Here is an 18518-nt window from a genome sequence, read left to right on the forward strand (position 1 = left end):
TTCTCAGATTAATTCACTCTAACTTCGCCACTGCGTTTATAGCCATCTACATAATGTTCAAGCTGGGTCAAGGCCCAGTCAACATCATGATCGATTGCTGTCATCTGGCTGATTTTACCAAAGACTTCCTGAATTTCATCCAATGGGAAATGTTTCTCAAAGGAACGCAGAATACGGGTATGTTCAGTATATTCGGTATTGTCCTGATCAATCAGCAGTTCTTCATACAGTTTCTCGCCTGGACGCAAGCCACTATAGGCAATTTCAATATCACCGTCCAGAGAATCTGTTTCTCGCACTTTTAAACCGCTGAGTTTGATCATTTGGCGTGCCAGATCCTGAATTCTGACCGGTTCACCCATATCCAGCAGGAATACGTCTCCACCAGATCCCAATGCCCCCGCCTGAATCACCAGTTGCGAAGCTTCTGGAATGGTCATAAAGTAACGGGTCACTTCAGGATGAGTCACGGTAATCGGACCACCTTTGGCAATCTGTTGCTTAAACAGTGGAACAACCGAACCGGAAGAGCCCAATACATTCCCAAAACGGACAATGCTGATTTGGGTAGCAGGTTTGCTTTCAGCCACGGCCTGACAATACAGCTCAGCCATACGCTTTGATGCCCCCATCACATTGGTTGGTCGGACCGCTTTATCGGTTGAGATCAACACAAAGGTTTCCACACCTTTTTTCACGGCAGCATTCAAGCTGTTTGCGGTACCAATGCTATTGTTCTTCAATCCCGCAATCGGATTACATTCAACCAAAGGAACATGCTTATAGGCCGCAGCATGATAAACCGTCTGGATCTGGTATTGTTCAATAATCCGTTCAAGTTTTTGCTGGTCCTGTACCGTTCCCAAAATTGGAACAATTTCACAAGTGGCTGTTTGTCTTAACTCTTTATCAATGTCATATAACGCAAATTCTGTTAGCTCATATAACACTAACATTTTAGGTTTATTTTTAATAATTTGACGGCATAGTTCAGAACCGATTGAACCACCCGCACCTGTCACCATGACAACCTTATTCTGGATATTTTTGGCAATCAGATGTGAAATCGGTGGCACTGGATCACGCCCCAATAAGTCGATAATATCCACTTCCTGGATATCCGAAACCTGGATTTCGCCATCAACCAGACGGGTCAACCCAGGAAGTTCGGTAATTTTTAAACGTGCGCTTTCAAACTGATGGATAATTTCTGTTTTGCGCACCCGCCCCACTGAAGGCAGCGCCAGTAAAATTTCATCGATACGGTCTTTCTTAAAGCGTTGTAAGGCTTTTTCAACCGAATAGACCTTTAAACCACCAACCGTCTGCCCTTGTAAAGAAGTATAATCATCAATAAAGAATACCGGTAAATGGTCATCTGAACGGTGCAATGCCGCAGCAATTTGCTGACCTGCATCCCCTGCGCCATAAATCGCAATGCGTTTACGTCCAATTTCGGAATAGTAAGATGCCTTAATCATAAAGCGAATCACTGCACGGCTGAGCCATACCCAAGCAAACATCATAAAACCATACATAAATGGAATCGACATCGGGATATAGGCTGGCGTAATCACATTCAGGACGTACAAGGTGGCCATGGTCAAGGCAACCGCAATCGCCAGCTTTACGATAAAGACTTCGTTAAATGTCCGTACAATAAAATGATAAACGCCGGTGAGTGCCAAACTTAAGACCGTAATCAGGCTGACCAGAATCATCCCGTGATCAATACCTGGAATAACATGGGCACCTAAGTCAAATAAACGGATGACATAGCACAACCATAGAATCACGGGAAAAGCTAATGCATCCAGAAAAATCAGGAAAAATTGTTTATATAATCTTGGCGCTGAGGCGAATTGATGAATAATCTTTTTCACAGTGATCTTCTAATGACCCATTTTACAGTTTGATCTTTATACGCATTTCTGACAGAACTAGAAATGACTTTTACATATTGATTACACAATCATAAGCAGCAAGAGCCTGACCTTGGATCACCCTCTTGCCACCTTCTTTCATATTAGGCAGATTGCATGATCTGCTTCACGTTTTTGATCGCATCAATCGTTTGATCAATACTTTTTTGACTTAACGTCGGATGGACCAAGAACATCAAACTGGTTTCACCGAGTTGCTGGGCATTTTGCAAGCGCTGTTCAGGGCGCCATGGTGTGCTATCAAAAGCATGTTCCAGATAGACTTCCGAACAAGAACCACTAAAACACGGTACATTTTGCATATTAATCTCCTGCATGATCCGGTCACGTGACCAGCCCTCAGGCAATGCGGCTAAATTGACTTGGACATAACATTTATAGTGAGCATGTACATAGTCATCCGAAGGCAAATGAACGTTAAAATAAGGAGAGCCTTCAAATGCCTTTAAAATTTTCTCTGCATTTTCAGTTCGTTGTTCTGTCCACTCTGCCATACGTGTTAACTGGATACGACCAATTACCGCCTGCATTTCCATCATACGCCAGTTTGTACCAAATGAATCATGCAACCATCGGAAACCTGGCGGATGTTGCTTGTTATAAACGCTATCATAACTTTTGCCATGATCTTTATAAGACCACATTTTCTTCCATAGCGTTTCATCGTTGGTGGTGACCATACCGCCTTCACCACCGGTGGTCATGATCTTGTCCTGACAGAAGGACCAGGCCGCAATATGTCCAATCGAACCGGCCGGTTTGCCTTTGTATTTGGCACCATGCGCTTGGGCACAGTCTTCAATGACATACAGTCCCTTTTCATCAGCAAGCTGCATGATCGGTTCCATATCACACATCCAGCCTGCCAGATGCACACAAATAATCGCTTTGGTATTTGGCGTAAGTACTGCTTCAATGGTACGACGTGAAATATTCTGTGAATCCAGTTCTACATCGGCAAATATAGGATTGGCACCAGCCGTGACAATTGAGCTGGCTGAAGCCAGGAAGGTACGTGAAGTGACGATGACATCGTCACCGGGACCAATCCCCAAGGCCTTTAAAGCGACATCCAGCGCAACGGTACCATTGGTTAAAGCCACTGCATATTGAGTACCGGCAAATCTTGCAAACTCTTTTTCAAACTCCCGGCATTCTTGCCCTGTCCAGTAATTTACTTTATTGGAAAGTAAGACATTTTTAACTGCGTCCGCTTCTTGTTGGGTAAAACTTGGCCATGGTTCGAATGCTGTGTTCAACATTGTAATTTCCTGATCTATAAAATAATACGGCTTACTTCTTTTCTAAAATTCTTGCAGGGTTACCAATTACGGTTACACCTGGCGGCACGCTTTTGGTGACTACCGCACCCATCCCCACAACCGCACCTTTACCAATCACTAATGGCTTATCGGGGGTGCCCTGCTTAATCACAGCACCTGTCCCAATATAGGCATGGTCTTCAATATGAATATTGCCATTACATTTCACACCTGGTGCAAAAGTAACATAGTCACCAATCACGCAATCATGAGCAACATAACTATAAATATTAGCGTGGAAAAACTTGCCAATTTTAATATTTGACGTCAAACAGGTGAATGGACAAAGTAAACTTCCTTCACCAATCTCTACCTCATCTAAAATTACTGTATTGCCTGCTTGTACAGCTAAATGTTGGACGCCGTCTTCATTGAGACGAGCAACCAGTTTTTCCCGTACAATACTATTTGCGATCGCAATCGTTACAGCTTTATGAGTAGCAGAATTGTTAATGAAATCTGTATAGGTGAGAACAGAATACCCATTTAGACTTGCACCCGCCTGACCGTCATCAATAAAAACAAATTGTTCTTTGTGCAAAGTAGGAAATTTTTGGCGGACTAATGGCATCACTTCCTTACCAAAACCACTTGCGCCGTAAACACCAATAAATTCTGTCATTTATCTAAATCCTTATTATTCGTTCCTGTAAATTTACTCATAGTTGCTTCACCAGCTTCACTGATATCATCTTTGGCTATGACTTTTTTCACCGTCTGCAGCATGATCTTAAAATCTAACCATAGCGAACGATTTTCCACATACCAGGTATCCAGTTTAAACTTCTGTTCCCAGCTAATCGCATTCCGGCCATTGACCTGAGCATATCCCGTCATACCCGGACGGACCTCATGGCGTTTGGCTTGTTCTTCATTATATAAAGGTAAATACTCCATCAAGAGTGGACGTGGGCCCACAACGCTCATATCACCTTTAATTACATTCCAGAGTTCAGGCATCTCATCCAGACTGGTCGAACGTAACATCTTGCCAAAAGGGGTTAAACGCTCACTATCCGGTAACGGATTACCCTGCTCATCGATTGCGTCTTTCATGGTTCGAAACTTGATCATTTCAAAAGGTTTACCATGCAGGCCTGGACGAATCTGACGAAACAATACAGGTGAACCCAGATTCTTTTTCACTTTATAAGCAACGTAGGCATATAAAGGTGATAGCAGAATCAGTGCAGTTGAAGCGATAATGATATCCAGTAATCGTTTCATAACTTATCCATTATTTAAAAACAATATTTTCGAGTTTTTCTGCAATCATGGCATATTCAAGATGTTGTAATACAAACTGTTTACCATTTGAACCTAACTGTTGGCGCTGGTCAGCAGTTAAATTATATAACTGTTGTACAGCTCCTACGATTGCTTCAGGATCTTCGGCCTCAATGGTGATACCAGCTTGAGCTTGTTGAACAATATCCCCCTTACCAGAAAAAGCATGAATAATAGGTTTACCTGCATATAGATATTCAGGTAGTTTATTCGGTGCTATTCCAAAACGATAAAGTGAATTTTTCTGCCAGCCAATATAACAAATGTCGAACTGCTCAAGCATGGATTGAATTTGTTTCTTTGGAATTGCATCAATGAATGTAATATTTCGTAAATCCAAAGATTGAACTTTTCTTATTAAACTTTCTTTTTCCTTTCCTGAACCAACAAGAACAAAATGTAACTGCGGATTACTAGAAAGAATCTTTGCTGCTTCAATAAGGTCATCTATAGCATTAGCGACCCCAATAGTTCCTGTATATCCAATGATAAATTTATTTTGAGGTAATTGACTGAGTGTCTCCGCATTTAAAGGTTGCTTTTGAGAGACCTCTTCTAAAGATACACCATTTGGTATCCAGTGAAACTTACTACTATCCAGACCTCGGGTTTGCATATGTTCAACGGCATTATATAAATTTGAAAATACGTAATCAGCTTTTTTATAAGCCCGATCCTCAACCCATTGCATGAACTTTATAAATGGATGTTTTGATGAATGTCCACCTAATTCCATTAAAGTTAAAGGCCAAATATCTCTTACTTCAAAAATAAAAGGAACCCTAAATTTGTTTGCGAGGTACTTAGCACCCAGATAACCAATAAGAGAAGGAGATGAATATAAAATTACATCAGGCTTGGTTGGAATTACGTTTGACATATTACGTAAAAGCCAAGAGAACTTAAACCAATTTAGTACACGCTGTTTGCTATGCGCTTCCTGATATTCAGGTAAATTGACCCATACAAATGAGAAGTTAGGAATAATTTCCTCAATAAAATACGGCTCGTCAAACTGCTTTGGATTACGTAACAGATGACTATATCGACCAGCAATTACATAAACTTGATGGCCTTTCTTTGCGAGCTCTTGGGCCAGATAATAATGTCGACCACCCATCGCTGTTTCTGGCGTTGAGCTATATTGATTAATAAACCAGAATGTTTTTTTATTTTCGATCATTTCAAATATCCAAAATACTTGAATAGAGGTTCAATAGCTTCTTCTCTTCAATGCTCCAATTATACTTCTCTAAAACTGCTGCACGCCCTTGCTGCCCCATCAATCTAGCCTCAGTAGGATTTTTTAGAAAATATTCTATAGCATCAGCAATCTCTTTAGGCTTTAAAGGATCGACACAAATTCCACATTTTGCAGCATCTACAATAGAACGCCACAAGGGAAAATCCGAAGCAATGACAGGTATACCTGCACACATATATTCAAACATTTTTACCGGCAATGAGTCTAAATAGCTTCTTGTTGGATGTAAAACAACTAATCCAGCAACAGATGAGGCTAAAGTATTCCTTATTTCACTCCGTCCCACATAACCTAAAAAGTTAACCTTATTCCAACCATTAGTTTCCTTCACTGTTTGTTCTAGATTTTTATCTGCAAAATCTCCAGCAAGGACTAATTCAGCTTTAAGTTTTACTAAGTCTATTGCTTGAACCATTTCAACGATTCCACGTACATCAGCTAACCCACCGATATAACAAACTTGATTTTCTTTTAAAAAATTTGTATCAATTGAACTAAACTCTTCTAATTTTGGATAGTTATTAATATCAATTGTGTTTTTATTGATTTTGAGAAACTTATCACGAATAAATGGTGTAGCAGCGACAATCCCATCTAATTTAGCACAAGCATATTTCTCGTAAGATTTAACTAAAAAAGCAATCAACTTTTTAGATAATAGATTCAAATAATGTTTCGACATAATCTGATTAGGTAAATCTTCATGAGCATCGAAAAAAACCTTTTTTCCATTTTTCTTTAATTTTAAACCGATAGGAATAAGTTCAGGATCATGTAGATGATAAATATCAGCATCTAATGCTAGTGCTTTCTCAAATACAGCATTAGACGCATTAAGCATACGATTTATACGACCACTAAACTTACCAACATCTAAAATAGAGACCCGATTTTTAATCTCATTTCCTTTTCCATCTGCCACCACCAAATATGTTTCATAAAACTGAGCTAGAGAACAACATTGTTTCACAAAAATTCGGGTATCAAACCTAGGATGAGCTGAAGTTAAATGTGCAATACGTGACATGGTATTTACCTAATATTTTTAACTGGTCCAAAAAACAAATATGTAATCGACAAAAGAAAGAAAAAAGAAAGAGGTTTAAATGGATTATCTAATTCGACCTCAAAGAATTGATGAACTAGAATCGCAACAATACAAGAAGAAAATATTAACATAATTTTATCAGCTCTATAAAAAACAACTCGGTCAATTAGTTTTTTTAAGAAACAGAGAACAACTAAAATAAAGCCAGTGACACCTACTATACCCAATGACACTAAGAAGAATAAATATAAATTATGAGTACTATAGACCTGCCCACCACTAACAAACTGATAGTTCCCTAAACCAACACCAAAAAATAAGTTCTGATCAAACTTTTCAAGCGCATCAGCCCAAATAATATCTCTATATGACAATCCAGCAGAATCTAATTTTGCTACAAACATCTCACCATATTGAGAAACAAAAATTAACACCCAAATCAGCAGAGAAAATAAAGCTAAAACAGCTGCTTTAAAGTAAATTTTAACATTAGAAAAAATATAAAAAAATACACTACCTATTAAAACGGAAAAAATGGCTGCCCTAGCTAAAGTTAGAAAAAGTAAAACTGATATAAATAGCAACATTAAGCTACTTATAGTTTTCTGTATTTTCGTTTTACACCCAACAAAAAAACAAAGAAATGCAAAAAAACCAATTAACATTATAGAAGCAAAAGAATTCTGATTTAAATATATACCATTTATCGCCAACAAGCGATCTCTAGAGTAGACATCTGCATAATAATCTAAAGTGCTTTCATCAGAACCATAAAACTCGAAATCAACAATACTCAAACTAGATAAAATAGATAAAATACAAATTATTCCTATTGATATCAATACTGGCAACAAAAATTCTTCAACTTTAAATCTAGAGACAATATACTTCAATATAAAAAAAATAATAGGGTAAAAAAATATTATTAAAACAAATCTAGCAAAATTAGGTCCATCATTAATATTAAAAAACTGACTAAAAAAAACTGGCAGAATAAAAAACAGAATACATATTACATCTTTATAACTAAAGAATTTTTTTAGAATTAAAAACAAGAAAAAGAAACTACTCAATAATAAACTCAGCCCCAAAAAAGCATAATGTAAGCTAATAGGAATGATATCTACAGTAGAAAAAAATATACAAAAAACCAAAATAAAATACATTTTATACGTAATATTATTTAGTTTAAATTTTTCTATATTACTCATATATTACACACCCAGAAGACAACAGGAGTTAGAGAAATACATAAACTTAAGAAAGAAACAATATAAGTTTTTCTTAAATCACAATTAATCCAAATATAATTTGAAAAAATAGTCCGTATGAGAAAAAATACATAAAAAGATATTGCACCTGCTATAGCGGCCCCCATAGCTCCTAATTCAGGAATTAGTAATAAGCTTAGAATTATGTGAACTATAATAGCTAAAAAACAACTCCACAATGTATACTTTGTTTTTTTCATTAAATTTATACCAATCCCTGTAACCTCGGATAAAGTATATAACAAGGGTGATATCGCGCATAAAGGTATGATCAAATAAATATCGTTATAATTGAAAGGTAAAACCTTAACAATTAATTTTGAGGAAAAAACTAAGAAAACTATCACCGCTAAAATACATAGTGAAACCTTATACGAAATTACACCAACTTTTTTTGAAATAGAATCATCATAAATATCTGTATCATTAACCCACTTATAAACAAGAGGTGACCAAATCGTATTAAATATACCAGAAAATATTGCAACCCCACTTGCAATACTAATTGCCATAGCATATAAACCGAGTTGCTTAAGGTCAGAAAAAATTTTCAAATAAAATCTATCCGCCAACTTTAGCCCCCAAATTACAGCTCCAGTTAAAATTAAAGGAAATCCGAATGCATAATATTTTTTTATATTACTAGTATTAATATTACTTCTTATTGATTCTTTAAAGCTACGCCAATTTATCACCAGAAAATAAACAAAAACAAAAAAAACAGATAAAAACTGTGCCCATAATATATTTTCAAATTTTGCCGACCCCATTTTCAAAAAGATCAATATTAATAATAAAAAAATAACTTTTGGTAACAACTGACTCAGCGAAAATAATAAAGCTTGTTCTTGTACTCGCTGTATAGCACTTATCATTTTTATTGCAAGAGTAAAAAAACACGAAAAAATAGTTAAAAGGTAAAGTTTGATTGAATATTCATCATATAAAAATAATAAAATTGTCTCACGAAAGAATACGAATGTAATTGATAAAAAGAGCAAGGAGGGTAACAATGCACCTATGAAAATATTTTTTAATAATGATGCTTTATCATTCGAATCATAATATTCACGTATAAACGCCTGATCTAAACCTAAGCATAAAACTAAAGAATATAAAATAATAATTGATTGAAAAATAGAAAATTTAGCTACATCATCAACACTATAAAACCATGCAATCAAAGGAATAGTGATTAAAGATATAATCGCCGCTCCCAATGGGCCAACACTATAACGTATAATTTTTTGCTTAATATTCATACAACAAATTTCTGATAAATTTGGCTTAATTTCATAGTGATGGCTTCCTGACTATAATGCTCGTAACAGTTCATCCTTATTTTATTCTTATCATAATTAGTATTAAGCATCACTAACATAGCTTCAGCTAACTCTTCTATATTATCCTTTTCAACTAATAAACCATTTTCTTTATCCAAAATATCTTCTGGGCCTCCACATTTAGTAGATATTACCGGAAGCCCACTAGCTAGACTTTCAATAATTACAACTCCAAACGTTTCAAAATCGCTCGACAGTATAAAACAATCACTTTTACTCATAGCATCAGCAATAAAATGTCTATCCCGTAAACCTAAAAAATTTACATTCAAAATTTTATTATCTTTGACATAATTCTCTAACTCAATTTTTTCTTCGCCATCCCCAATTAAATTCAATTCAATATTTAAAAAACCTTGTTTAATTAGCTCATGGTATGCTTTAACAATATTAATTTGTTTTTTATTTTTATTCATAAATGCCACATTAATAAATTTAAATTTTTTATTAAAAAAATTTTCTTTTTCGATGGAGTTTTCAAAAAAAATAGGATTAACAATATTAGGAACCACCTCCCATTTTTTTTTGATTTCAAATTTATTCTGGAAAAATTTTGCCATTTGAGTTGAGACAGCAATATTACATGAACTATTATATAAAATTCTTTCTGCCACTTCTAATTGATATGGAGAATATAAATCCCTTACAAAGCCACTACTATGCTCTGTAACAATATAGTTGATTTGATATTTTGTTTTTATATATCTTGCAATTTCCCCCATATACAAACAAGAATGCACATGTACAATATCGGGTTTACCATATTTTTCTATGTATTTTTCGACGGCCTGTTTGCCATACATAGTACTAAAGATATTTATTAAAAATGGCATCTTGTGAAACCATAACATGGTCTTAAATCTAATAGTATTAATTCCATTGTCGTTTTCATAGAAAAAACCATGTTTATTACTAAAAATTGTTTTCCAATTTTTTAGAGATCTAAATTCATTCGTTACGACACCCACATGGTTCCCAGCCTTCACTAGAGCTAGAGCTTGGTCCCTAAAAAAACAACCTCTAATATCTTCTGGATAAGCGGGATACCATGAGGGAAGAATTAAAATATGCAAAAATCTTCTCCAATATAACTACAAAGTAGAAATAATCTTTGCAGGTATCCCAGCTATTATCAAGTTACTATCAAATGACTTTGTAACAACTGAATTAGCACCAACAATTATATTATCCCCCAATACCACTCCCTCACGAATAAATACATTATCACCTATCCAACAATTATTTCCTATTTTGATGTCTTTTTCGATATGCTCAATATTCCCCTCCCCATTATTAGTCGGTTTTAATTTTGAATGAGTAATAGCTTTTATTGATACATTATATCCAATCGCGCAACTATCTCCGATAATAACCTTTGAGTTATTTCCACTAGATAAGTGAGCCCCATTCAGATACGTTTTTTCACCGATAAATAAATTTTCATGTGGCAAGCTTAAAATACATTTAGTTCCTATACTCGCACTAGAAGAAATCCCTTTAAATTTAGATACATTATATAAATGTGTTTTCTTAACTGCCCAATTCATAATTTTTGTAATCAAGCGCGCTAATAATACGTTCATATGATTCCCTCTATCATTTTTATAATAAATTCCTGTGATTTCTGTTCTAAATATGGATGCATTGGCAAGCTCATAACTCTTTCCGCAATTTCATCACCGACAGGTAAACTCACACTTGCATCAGCCACTGCAGGTTGCTTATTCAAAGGGATCGGATAATGTACAGCTGTTGGAATCCCTTGAGCTTTTAGTTTTTCCTGAACATCTGCACGATTATCGACCTGAATTGTATATTGTGCCCATGCACTAGTGTTATCTGGCTCGATATATGGCGTTGTCTGGATACCTGCCTGATTAAATAACTGGTTATAAACTTCAGCTACTTTTTGACGTGCCTGCATTTCATCATCCAAGATTTCTAGTTTTGGTAACAAAATCGCAGCCTGAATGGTATCTAAACGACTATTCACGCCGACACGGATATGATGGTAACGCTTATCTTGCCCATGGCGTGCGATCTGGCGAATCACCTTAGCCAACTCATCATCGCTGGTAAAAATAGCCCCGCCATCGCCATAGCAACCCAATGGCTTACTTGGGAAAAAGCTGGTACAGGCAACTGTACTTAAATTACAACTTTTACGACCTTTGTAAGTTGCACCAAAGCTTTGTGCCGCATCTTCAATTACCGGAATACCGTACTTTGCAGCAATCGCGTTGATTGCATCAAAGTCAGCACACTGACCATATAGGCTCACCGGAATAATAGCTTTCGTGCGAGGAGTAATGGCAGCTTCTAGTTTTTCCGCATCCAGATTGTAGGTTTTAGGGTTAACATCCACGTAGACTGGCTTCGCACCTAATAAAGCCACTGTTTCCGCGGTCGCAATATAAGTGAAGCCTGGTGTGATTACCTCATCACCTGGGCCTATACCAAATGCCATTTGTGCAATTTGCAAGGCATCGGTTCCATTGGCACAGGTAATACAGTACTTCGCACCGACATAGGCTGCTAACTTTTCTTCCAGTTCAGTCACTTCTGGACCTAGAATGTATTGACCATGCGTCAATACATTCTGAATGCCGGCATCAATTTTATCTTTAATTCGATGTTGCTGTGCTTTTAAATCAATAAAGTCAATCATATTAACCTTGCTTTGTCAGTGTCGTTCCATCAAGTTGGTAAATTGCGCCCGTATGCGAGCAGGTCACTTGTGCCTGTCCTTGCAAAGGAAGATCCAGCTGCTCACCAAACTCACTCATCCAGCCAATTTGTTTTGCAGGTACACCCACCATCAGTGCATAAGCAGGGACATCTTTATTCACGACTGCACCCGCCCCAACAAAAGCATATGCGCCGATTGTCACACCACAGACAATGGTACAGTTCGCGCCTAATGTGGCACCCTTTTTCACCAGCGTGTCACGATATTGGTCTTTACGCTCTATCAGCGAACGCGGGTTATATACATTGGTAAAGACCATGCTCGGCCCACAAAATACGCCTTCTTCCAGAACGACATTATCGTAAACCGACACATTGTTCTGGACTTTACAATGGTCACCAATAATGACGCGGTTACCCACAAATACGTTCTGACCCAGAGACACGCCTTTACCGATTTTGGCGCCGCCACAGACATGCACAAAGTGCCAGACCCGTGAATCTTCGCCAATTTGTGCGCCATCATCCACTATGGCCGTTTCATGTTGATAAAAGCTCATGCTTTTTTCACCTTTGCCAATAATGGATGTGGATTTTCCGGATTTTCAACAATTGGAGAAACACGGATCACTTCAACAGTCTCAATTGCTGCACGGTTTTCTTCAACCCCGTAACCTTTACCTTCCAGTACACGCTGGTAGCTTTGGGTATGAAGATCGGTAAAGCCGCCTGAAAACTCAAGTTCTTCATTTTCAATGGTAATACTGCGATAAGTCAGTTTCTCACCTTGTACTGCATTGTCCGGAAGGTTATTGGCATCAATTGACAGGAACCAGCGTACACGCGCACGTTCGTATTCCAGATAACCTGAAGCCGTTTTTTCATCGCGGAAATGCACTTCATTTTTAACAATCTTGCCAAAAATAAAATGCAGCATGTCATAGAAATGCACGCCGATATTGGTCGCAACCCCACCCGATTTGTTGTCTACCCCTTTCCAGGATTTTAAATACCATTTACCACGAGAAGTAAGATAAGTCAGGTCAACATCAAATACTTTATCTGCCGGTGCAGCTTGAACTTTATCGCGCAGGGCAATAATAGACGGATGTAAACGTAACTGTAAAATTGAGTTTACCTTGGCACCATATTGCTTTTCATATTCAGAAAGCATATTTAAATCTTCTGAATTCAGTACCAATGGTTTTTCACAAATCACTTCAATACCGTTTTTTAACGCATATTTCATGTGAGGGGCATGGAGATAGTTGGGTGAGCAGATCGCAACATAATCCAGCTTTTCACCTTTTAATTTTTGGTCTTCTACATAGGCTTCAAATTCTTCAAATTCAGTAAAGAATTCTGCTTCAGGGAAGTGACTGTCCATAATTCCGACAGAGTCATTTACATCCATGGCTACAGCCAAAGTATTGCCTGTTTCCTTGATTGCTTTCAGGTGGCGAGGTGCGATATATCCAGCCGCACCGATAAGAGCAAATTTTTTCATCGTTTCACTTCTTTTCAATTTTTAAATTATAGACGGAAGACTGTAAAGCCCTGTTCAGTCATGCTGATACGGTCAAATAAACCTTTGACATCGGCAAGAACAGGTTGATTAGTGCGCACATAGCTTTTTAGCTCGGCTGCAGACAAGTTTCGGAATTCATTATGTCCCACTGCAACAACCAGTGCATCGACCGGATGTTCTGCATTGACCTGACCTAATTCAACTCCATACTCATGCTTGACTTCGTCAGCATCTGCCCACGGGTCCGCAACGACCACTTGAGCACCCCAGGCTTCGAATTCTCTAATCAAGTCCGCGACTTTACTGTTACGGATATCCGGGCAGTTTTCTTTAAAGGTAACGCCGAGTACGCCTACTTTTGCACGAGGTACATCAATACCATTTTGTAGCATACGCTTGATGGTATTACGCGCGACATAGCGTGCCATATTGTCATTAATACGACGACCGGCCAGAATAACCTGTGGATGGTAGCCCACTTCTTCCGCTTTATGGGTTAAATAGTATGGATCGACACCAATACAATGCCCTCCTACCAGACCTGGGCGGAATGGCAAGAAGTTCCACTTACTACCAGCAGCTTCAAGCACATCTATGGTATCAATACCCAGACGATCAAAAATCACGGATAGTTCATTTACCAAGGCAATGTTTAAGTCACGCTGTGTGTTTTCGATGACCTTGGCTGCTTCTGCAACTTTAATACTTGATGCTTTATGGGTACCCGCAGTAATAATACTGGCATAAACCGCATCTACTTTATCTGCAACTTCAGGTGTACTACCACTGGTGATTTTTTTAATCTTGGTTAAGGTATTTACTTTATCGCCAGGATTGATCCGTTCTGGACTATAGCCCGCAAAGAAATCCTGGTTAAACTTCAGGCCTGAAATTTTTTCGAGCACGGGAATACAGACTTCTTCGGTAGCGCCCGGATAAACCGTGGATTCGTAAACAACGATATCGCCTTTTTTAATCACCTTACCTAAGGTTTCGCTCGCTTTTCGTAAAGGTGTCAAGTCTGGACGATTCACCTCGTCAACCGGAGTCGGTACAGTCACAATAAAAAAGTTACAGCTTTTTAAGTCTTCTAAATTTGCGCTATAACTTAAGTTGGTGGCTTGACTTAATTCTTCTGGTGAAACTTCCAACGTATGGTCTTGACCACTTTTAAGTTCATCTATACGTTTTTGGTGGATATCGAAGCCCACTACAGGAGTTTTTTTGCCAAATTCTACTGCCAATGGCAAACCTACATACCCTAAACCAATAATTGCTATTTTCAATTCGGCAAGTTGCATCACAATCAGCCTATTCCTTTATAAAGTTTACATCAGTATCAAATGATTTTTTCAGGCCTAATGCTTCACATTAAACGTCGTGCGTACTATAGCAAATTTTTTAAGACTCCCTCATTTCAATTGTATGATTGTGTTTACTGAAACTTATCAATCATTCTTATCGCTTTATAAATGAAATCAAGAAAATTTATAAAGCTCAACTACTCACCAGTTTCTTTATCATGAGACTTGAAGCAAAAACTGAATAATCTGCTGACAGGCCGTACCATCGCCATAAGGATTATGTGCTGCAGCCATTTCAGCATAAACATCAGGATTTTCAAGCAATTCTGCTACCGACTGTTCAATCGCAGCAATCTCTGTTCCTACTAAACGCACAGTACCAGCCTGTACAGCTTCAGGTCTTTCGGTGGTATCTCGCATTACCAACACCGGTTTACCTAAAGAAGGTGCTTCTTCCTGAATCCCGCCAGAGTCGGTCAGAATCAGGTAACTACAATTCATTAAATAGACGAAAGGTAAGTAGTCTTGAGGCGCAATCAGATACACATTGTCAATATCGGCCAAAAGCGCGTTCACCGGTTGCTGTACATTGGGATTTAAGTGCACCGGATACACAATCTGGATGTCTGGATATTTTTTTGCCAGATTCGCTAAGGCCTGACAAATATTTAAAAAACCCTGCCCAAAGTTCTCGCGACGATGACCCGTCACCAGAATCAGTTTCTTATCTCTCTCGAGAAATGAAAACTGCTGTTGAAATTGTTCGACCAGTGTCTGGTCGTGCTCAACCTTTTGTTTGACTTGCAATAGCGCATCAATCACGGTATTACCGGTCACAACAATAGTCGCTGGATTCACATTTTCTTTAATCAGGTTGTCATAAGAGGATTGTGTGGGTGCAAAATGATAATTTGCCAATACCCCGGTTAATTGTCGATTAGCTTCTTCCGGCCAAGGCGAATATAAATCACCTGTACGTAGCCCAGCTTCAACATGCCCTACTTTGATTTTATGGTAATAAGCAGCTAAGGATGTGGCAAAGGTAGTCGCAGTATCACCATGTACTAAAATCACATCCGGTAACCACTGTTCAAATACCTGCTCCAGACCTTTAAGCACTCCGGAGGTCACATCAGAGAGCGTTTGTCCTGGCTTCATTAAATTTAAGTCAAAATCAGGTTTTAAACTAAATAGTTCCAACACCTGATCCAGCATCTGTCGATGTTGTCCGGTTACACAGACTTTGGTCTCAAAATCTTGCGAATAGTGTTGTAACTTTAAAGCCAAAGGCGCCATTTTGATCGCTTCTGGCCGTGTGCCGAATACCAATAAAATTTTTTTCATCGAATTTACCCTTTTATATATGACTTATTATCTACGCTTTAAAAGTCGCTTATTTGGTTAATACACACTTTCTTGCCCATATCGACCAATACTCGAATAGGAACAACGAGACATTGATTGAAACGATTTGACGAAATAACAATTATAGCTCGTCGCTAAAATCCTGTTTTTATATCGAGAAGAGATTTGGCACTGCTGCTCATCAATTTCTATCACTGTAGTATTTCAAAGCAAAAAGCTTTAACTTTTCTCATACACTCGAATGACACTATTTTTACTGAATATAGCAAGAATGATCTCAATCAACTTTATCTTTTTTAATGTTTTCTACAGGTAGTAAATAGTCCATTTTATGGCTTTAATCAAAGCTGAAATACGTTATTACAGCAAAGACTTAACCGAACCTGATTTAAACGCTCTAACAGGACTCAAAAGCTTTTTATAAGGTTATTCCTAGCCTTGTAAGTATCATATGTGGCAACGCCATTTTCAGGTTTTTTCAGATAAACTAAACATACAAACCGAAATGATTCTTCGGTGCTTTTTTGATATTTTTCAGCTAGAATGACCCCAATTCTAAGTCCAAAGATATGTTGTTGCGTGACAACAGATATAACTATTCAAGGGTCGAGTGTGAAGCATTATCAACTTTTTTCCATTCTTGCGATTAGTCTGAGTGCAACAGCCTGTGCTGTAACTTCTGGCTTACAAACACATGATATTCCAAGTGAAGGTGTGTACACGACTGACCAGGGAACCAATGTCAACGTAATCAAAATTACCCAGGACAACTTACCCGCGATTCAGCCCGCTCAAATTGACTATCGCAACAACTATTCGACACTTTTTAAACAACAGCAACGGGCTTATCGCCTAAGTTCAGGTGATATTCTCTCCATCCAGCTTTGGGCTTATCCTGAAATCACACCACCAGTTAATAACCTAACCAATGATCAATCGATCCAAGCCAATGGTTATCCAATTGACTCCAATGGCTATGTTCAAGTTCCCTTGGTTGGACGCTATAAAGCTTCGGGTAAAACACTTTCACAAATCAACATCGATTTACGCAACCGGTTTGCACAATATTTAAAGAATCCAGATGTGATTGTGCGGGTCCTGTCTTATCAGGGACAGCGTTATTCGGTGCAAGGCAGTGTCATCAAAGGTGGACAGTTCTACTTAAATGATCAACCCATCAGTATCTATACGGCTTTGGGTATGGCGGGTGGTGTCGCAGATAAAGGTGATAATACTTTTATTCAGTTGATTCGTAATGGGCAAACTTATGATCTGAATACGATCGCATTGGAAAAGGCAGGCTATTCGCTACATAAATTGTTGGTACAACCTAATGATACCATTTATGTCAGTAGCCGTGAAAACCAGAAAATTTATGTGATGGGTGAGTCAGGCAAAAATCAGGCTCTACCTATGCGTGATCAGGGTATGACTCTCAGCGATGCCTTAGGTGAGAGCCTAGGGATTAATCCTCTTTCGGCCAGCGCCAGCCGGATTTATGTGCTCCGTACCAATCCGCAAGATCGCCATACCGAACTTTATCATCTCAACCTAATGAGTCTGGGTGATTTTGGTCTAGCCAATCAATTTAAGCTGCGTAGTAATGATATTGTCTATGTCGACGCGACCGGTTTGACGCGCTGGCAACGTGTGATCAACCAGATTATTCCTTTCTCTAGTGCGCTATATAATTTTGATCGTCTAGGGCAATAACTAAATGGATATTAAAAATATTTTAGTTGTATGTATCGGTAATATTTGCCGCAGCCCCATGGCAGAGTATCTACTCAAACAGCAACATCCAGAGTTACGAGTCGAGTCAGCGGGTATTTCTGGCTTGATCGGGCATCCGGCCGATGATAAAGCCCAATTGTGTATGCAACGTTTAAATATTGATATGGGTGCACATATAGCAAAAAAACTGAATGCAGAGCATCTGAAACAGGCAGACCTGATTTTAGTGATGAGCCATAATCAGCAAAAACATATCGAGCAAACCTGGCCATTTGCCAAAGGCAAAGTGTTTCGTCTGGGACATTGGCAAAATAAAAACGTACCTGACCCCTACCAGCATGACCAAGCTTTTTTTGATAATACCTGTCAGCTGATTCAACAGTGCGTAGCTGACTGGAAAAATTATATTTAACTTTTTAGA

The 18518-nt window shown here is 38.1% G+C and carries 17 protein-coding genes; 2 read left to right on the forward strand and 15 right to left on the reverse strand.

Going from position 1 to position 18518, the window contains the following annotated elements; translation table 11 throughout:
* Positions 1-8: 8 nt before the first annotated feature.
* The 15 genes from ACNQO6_RS15925 to wecB form a co-directional block, all read right to left on the reverse strand.
* On the reverse strand, positions 9-1883 hold the full coding sequence (locus tag ACNQO6_RS15925; protein ID WP_440209612.1) for a polysaccharide biosynthesis protein: 1875 nt from the start codon (positions 1881-1883) through the stop codon (positions 9-11).
* Positions 1884-2026: 143 nt separating this feature from the next.
* Positions 2027-3205 (reverse strand): DegT/DnrJ/EryC1/StrS family aminotransferase, encoded by a 1179-nt coding sequence (locus tag ACNQO6_RS15930; protein WP_440209613.1) that lies wholly within the window; start codon positions 3203-3205, stop codon positions 2027-2029.
* A 31-nt stretch (positions 3206-3236) separates the two neighbouring features.
* Positions 3237-3887, reverse strand: coding sequence for a NeuD/PglB/VioB family sugar acetyltransferase (locus ACNQO6_RS15935; RefSeq protein ID WP_440209614.1), 651 nt, complete (start codon positions 3885-3887; stop codon positions 3237-3239).
* Positions 3884-4492 carry a sugar transferase gene (locus ACNQO6_RS15940; protein ID WP_440209615.1) on the reverse strand — a complete coding sequence of 203 codons (609 nt, stop codon included), beginning with the start codon at positions 4490-4492 and terminating at the stop codon, positions 3884-3886. The genes ACNQO6_RS15935 and ACNQO6_RS15940 overlap by 4 nt, the downstream gene beginning before the upstream one ends.
* 10 nt (positions 4493-4502) lie before the next feature.
* The gene (locus ACNQO6_RS15945; RefSeq protein ID WP_440209616.1) at positions 4503-5735 is read right to left on the reverse strand and encodes a glycosyltransferase family 4 protein; all 1233 of its coding nucleotides are present in this window, start codon (positions 5733-5735) and stop codon (positions 4503-4505) included.
* 1 nt (position 5736) lies between these two features.
* Entirely contained in the window at positions 5737-6843 is a 1107-nt protein-coding gene (locus ACNQO6_RS15950; RefSeq protein ID WP_440209617.1) for a glycosyltransferase family 4 protein, read from the reverse strand.
* Positions 6844-6848: 5 nt separating this feature from the next.
* On the reverse strand, positions 6849-8075 hold the full coding sequence (locus tag ACNQO6_RS15955) for an O-antigen ligase family protein (RefSeq protein WP_440209618.1): 1227 nt from the start codon (positions 8073-8075) through the stop codon (positions 6849-6851).
* Positions 8072-9397 (reverse strand): lipopolysaccharide biosynthesis protein, encoded by a 1326-nt coding sequence (locus ACNQO6_RS15960; RefSeq protein WP_440209619.1) that lies wholly within the window; start codon positions 9395-9397, stop codon positions 8072-8074. Before ACNQO6_RS15960 ends, ACNQO6_RS15955 begins: the two co-directional genes overlap by 4 nt.
* A complete protein-coding gene (locus tag ACNQO6_RS15965; RefSeq protein ID WP_440209620.1) occupies positions 9394-10551 on the reverse strand; it encodes a glycosyltransferase in 1158 nt (385 codons plus the stop codon). Before ACNQO6_RS15965 ends, ACNQO6_RS15960 begins: the two co-directional genes overlap by 4 nt.
* Before the next feature lie 18 nt (positions 10552-10569).
* Positions 10570-11061 (reverse strand): acyltransferase, encoded by a 492-nt coding sequence (locus ACNQO6_RS15970; RefSeq protein ID WP_440209621.1) that lies wholly within the window; start codon positions 11059-11061, stop codon positions 10570-10572.
* Positions 11058-12146 (reverse strand): DegT/DnrJ/EryC1/StrS family aminotransferase, encoded by a 1089-nt coding sequence (locus ACNQO6_RS15975; protein ID WP_440209622.1) that lies wholly within the window; start codon positions 12144-12146, stop codon positions 11058-11060. The genes ACNQO6_RS15970 and ACNQO6_RS15975 overlap by 4 nt, the downstream gene beginning before the upstream one ends.
* 1 nt (position 12147) lies before the next feature.
* A complete protein-coding gene (wbpD, locus tag ACNQO6_RS15980) occupies positions 12148-12726 on the reverse strand; it encodes a UDP-2-acetamido-3-amino-2,3-dideoxy-D-glucuronate N-acetyltransferase (protein ID WP_440209623.1) in 579 nt (192 codons plus the stop codon).
* Positions 12723-13673, reverse strand: coding sequence for a Gfo/Idh/MocA family protein (locus tag ACNQO6_RS15985; protein WP_005228287.1), 951 nt, complete (start codon positions 13671-13673; stop codon positions 12723-12725). Before ACNQO6_RS15985 ends, wbpD begins: the two co-directional genes overlap by 4 nt.
* Positions 13674-13699: 26 nt before the next feature.
* Positions 13700-14995, reverse strand: a complete 1296-nt coding sequence (tviB, locus tag ACNQO6_RS15990) for a Vi polysaccharide biosynthesis UDP-N-acetylglucosamine C-6 dehydrogenase TviB (protein ID WP_005228285.1) — start codon at positions 14993-14995, stop codon at positions 13700-13702.
* A gap of 219 nt (positions 14996-15214) precedes the next feature.
* Positions 15215-16342: a non-hydrolyzing UDP-N-acetylglucosamine 2-epimerase gene (gene wecB / locus ACNQO6_RS15995; RefSeq protein WP_440209624.1), complete on the reverse strand. Its 1128-nt coding sequence runs from the start codon at positions 16340-16342 to the stop codon at positions 15215-15217.
* Between the two features lie 633 nt (positions 16343-16975).
* Between wecB and ACNQO6_RS16000 the strand changes: the two genes are divergently transcribed.
* Together ACNQO6_RS16000 and ACNQO6_RS16005 are read left to right on the forward strand one after the other, a co-directional pair.
* The gene (locus ACNQO6_RS16000) at positions 16976-18076 is read left to right on the forward strand and encodes a polysaccharide biosynthesis/export family protein (protein ID WP_440209625.1); all 1101 of its coding nucleotides are present in this window, start codon (positions 16976-16978) and stop codon (positions 18074-18076) included.
* A 4-nt stretch (positions 18077-18080) separates the two neighbouring features.
* Positions 18081-18509, forward strand: coding sequence for a low molecular weight protein-tyrosine-phosphatase (locus ACNQO6_RS16005; RefSeq protein WP_440209626.1), 429 nt, complete (start codon positions 18081-18083; stop codon positions 18507-18509).
* Positions 18510-18518 lie beyond the last annotated feature (9 nt).

The organism is Acinetobacter calcoaceticus, assembly GCF_051947995.1.
In the GTDB taxonomy this organism is placed as follows: domain Bacteria; phylum Pseudomonadota; class Gammaproteobacteria; order Pseudomonadales; family Moraxellaceae; genus Acinetobacter.